Annotated in this window: 3 protein-coding genes; all 3 read left to right on the top strand. The window is 65.8% G+C overall.

Annotated features, from left to right (window positions below; all coding sequences use genetic code 11):
• Positions 1–714: flagellar motor switch protein FliM (gene fliM, locus D3H34_RS32660; RefSeq protein ID WP_119558865.1), on the top strand; the 714-nt coding region annotated here is incomplete at its 5' end.
• Entirely contained in the window at positions 704–1135 is a 432-nt protein-coding gene (gene fliN / locus D3H34_RS32655; protein WP_119558864.1) for a flagellar motor switch protein FliN, read from the top strand. The genes fliM and fliN, both read left to right, overlap by 11 nt.
• The coding region (locus D3H34_RS34855) for a flagellar biosynthetic protein FliO (protein ID WP_434057729.1) at positions 1119–1373 on the top strand (255 nt) is incomplete at its 3' end. The genes fliN and D3H34_RS34855, both read left to right, overlap by 17 nt.

Raw genomic sequence — 1373 nt, 5'->3', positions numbered from 1 at the left:
GTGCCGACCAACTTCAACATCGTGGCGATCCGCCCGCTGCGCGGCAACGGCCTCGTGGTCTGCGATCCGTCGCTGGTGTTCGGCGTGATCGACACGCTCTACGGCGGCACGGGCCGGCTGCAGACGCGCATCGAAGGCCGTGATTTCTCGCACACCGAACAGCGCGTGATCAACCGCCTGGTCGACGTGATCTGCGAGGAATACCGCAAGGCCTGGCATGGCATCTATCCGCTGGAGCTGGGTTACCAGCGCTCGGAAATGCAGCCCCAGTTCGCGAACATCGCCACGCCCAGCGAAATCGTTGTCTCCACGGCGTTCCAGCTGGAAATCGGCGACATCTCGGGGGCCATCCATATCTGCATGCCCTACGCGACGCTCGAGCCCATCCGCGACGTGCTGTATTCCTCGACGCAGGGCGATTCGATCGAAGTCGATCGCCGCTGGGTCAAGGTGCTGACGCGCGAGATCCAGGCCGCCGAAGTGACGCTGGTCGCGGAACTGGCGCGCGCCGATGCGACCGTGGAACAACTGCTGGCCATGAAGGCCGGCGATTTCATCGAACTCGACCGCGAACCGCGCATCCGTGCCTCGATTGGCGGGGTTCCGGTCTTCGAGTGCCAGTACGGCACGCACAACGACAAATACGCAATCCGCATCGAGCAGTGCCTGCGCGGCACGGATGCGAATTGGATGGGAGAAAAACATGGCAAATGACAACACCAGCGATGCATCCAGCGACGACGCTTTCTCCGGCTGGGCCGAAGCCCTGCAGGAGCAGAGCGCGCACGACAAGACGGTCGACATCGAACAGGGCGGTCCGCTGAGCGGCGAACCCACGCGCCCCGGCTTCACGGGCGGCGAAGTGCCGGTCAACGACATCAACATGGTGCTCGACATTCCGGTGCAGCTGTCCGTGGAGCTGGGCCGCACCAAGGTGCCGATCAAGTACATCCTGCAACTGGCCCAGGGCTCGGTCGTCGAACTCGATGCGCTGGCCGGCGAGCCCATGGACGTGCTGGTCAACGGCTACCTGATCGCCCAGGGCGAGGTGGTGGTGGTGAACGACAAGTTCGGTATCCGCCTGACCGACGTGGTGACCCCTTCCGAGCGTCTGCGCCGTGTCAGCCGTGGATAGCGGCAGCCTGTCCCAGACGCTGCTCGCGGTCCTGGCCTTCGTGGCCGTGGTCGCGGCGCTGCCCTGGCTGGTGCGGCGCATGCAGCAGCGCCAGGCGATGGCCCGCGGCGGCGATGTGACCACGCGCGTGCTGTCGGCCGTGGCCGTCGGCGCGCACCAGCGCGTGGTGACCGTCGAAGTCGGCGAAGGCGCGCAAAAGACCCGGCTGGTGCTGGGCGTGACCGCGCAGCAGATCAAC

Source organism: Acidovorax cavernicola (genome assembly GCF_003581445.1).
Note: the sequence above shows the minus strand (reverse complement) of the source record. Positions and strands in the feature narration are given on the sequence as shown.

What these genes read in the sequence shown, in the direction of transcription:
- fliN (WP_119558864.1), top strand. Translation starts at nt 704, where the DNA reads ATGGCAAATGACAACACCAGCGATGCATCCAGCGACGACGCTTTCTCC.